This window comes from Acidobacteriota bacterium, from assembly GCA_003225175.1.
In the GTDB taxonomy this organism is placed as follows: domain Bacteria; phylum Acidobacteriota; class Terriglobia; order Terriglobales; family Acidobacteriaceae; genus Gp1-AA112.
The window spans coordinates 2,222-3,893 of record QIBA01000171.1; the positions used below are offsets into that span (position 1 = coordinate 2,222).

The 1,672-nt window shown below is 33.9% G+C and carries 1 protein-coding gene; it reads right to left on the reverse strand.

Annotated elements, in window-relative coordinates:
• Positions 1-45: 45 nt before the first annotated feature.
• Positions 46-891 carry a hypothetical protein gene (locus DMG62_24155; GenBank protein ID PYY19892.1) on the reverse strand — a complete coding sequence of 282 codons (846 nt, stop codon included), beginning with the start codon at positions 889-891 and terminating at the stop codon, positions 46-48.
• Between the last annotated feature and the right edge of the window lie 781 nt (positions 892-1,672).

Sequence of the window (1,672 nt, forward strand, 5' to 3'; positions counted from 1 at the left end):
ATCTAAAACACTGGGGTTTGATCTCAAACCATACTCTGTACAAAGTCATGCTTTTGCTGAGGGAGTATTTTCTTGTAAAATCTCTTTGAATTGTCCATCAGTAATGTGATGATATCTTGATGATTTTGGTACATCTTGGTCATAATTTGTAAGAGATTCATGAGGGACTAAACAAGTACGACAACCTTTATTAGCATTATGTCGCTTAACTCCTGCCATGTCATTTCCTTGTGGTAAGTCAGAAGTCACAACACCTAACCCAGCTATCACCCAAACATCTTGATCTCGCAACTTCATTATTTTTCCTTGCTCGAGTTTTTTCATTTCAGAAATAAATGGCAGAATAAATTCGTCAAAATTACCACCAAATGGGACAAATCCAAGGACAAAATGGTTCTTGATTAATTTTCTTTGATGGGCGGGCATATTTCCAAACTGCAAATATATACCTCCTAATGAATGGTATACATTTCTATATGTGCCAAAATCATCATAATACAAATCGATAAATATTTTATATGTTGGCATAGAAGATGGTGGTGATCTTGTTGTAATATAATCAGAAGGATGTTGATATGAAAGTGATGCATCGCGAATATTCCAATGACCATGATATTTATAGATTATTTCAGTAATTTTTAGTGTACCTTCGGGGATATGTTGGTGTTGGTATACTATCATTACAGTAGCCTTTTCAAGAACTTCAGAAATTGTAATGATTTGGAACGGTTCATCCTGCAACCACACTTCACTAGCAACGGAACGCTCCTGTCTTGACATTCCTTTAAAAATTCTGGGTAAGTTATCATAATTCACAACTTTCTGAATTCTTAGCCGATATTGATCATCATTAGCATTTTTTAGATCGCTCTCAACCTTCCAAGTTGTCATTGCCCATTATCTCAATAATAAACAAATTCACCAGATTTGTATGTTACTATTACATTAAAACAAATAAATATATAGTTACAAGATCATAAAGATACAAAATATACTATAAAGTAAATAAATACCATTACCTTCTAATATTGTTATTTGGTTTTCACCAAAAAGTGGTGACTCTTCCCATAATGCGCCATGCCAATATTCTGATTTTGTTTCAGAATCAATGCCGGAAACAAAGTACATGTGCTTAAACATTGACAGATTATTAAGAACATAATAAATGATATCGCTGACAGATAGTTGATATGCAATCTTTGAATCTTTTGAAGTTAATGGAGTTTTTTTTGATGAAATGGATATAGACCTTGCTGATATAGGAAGAATAGGAAGACGTTGTCTCCATGTCCGAAATCTTCGGACATTCTTCACCACATGAGTAGGGTTAAATTTGGTATTTTGAAGGATATCAGCAAGATCTTCATAGGCACTTGTGGAAATGTTGTGTTTTTGTAACCAACAGAATAACGAAGCGGTTGTGAAATTTTCAAAATATGGGAAAAATTCACCATTACAGGATAACATTTTGTCTTCACTTAATGCTTCATCAACAATTTGTCGTTGTTCTTCCTCTTCTTTCTCCTCCTCTTCCACTTCATCTTCACCTTCATTTTCATCATCATCTTCATGTCTATCGCTTTGAGAATGAATTGATTCTTCATCACGTTCATAGCAAGAATCCAGATCATCATGTTCACGATTATATTGAGAGTCTATATCATCACGTTCA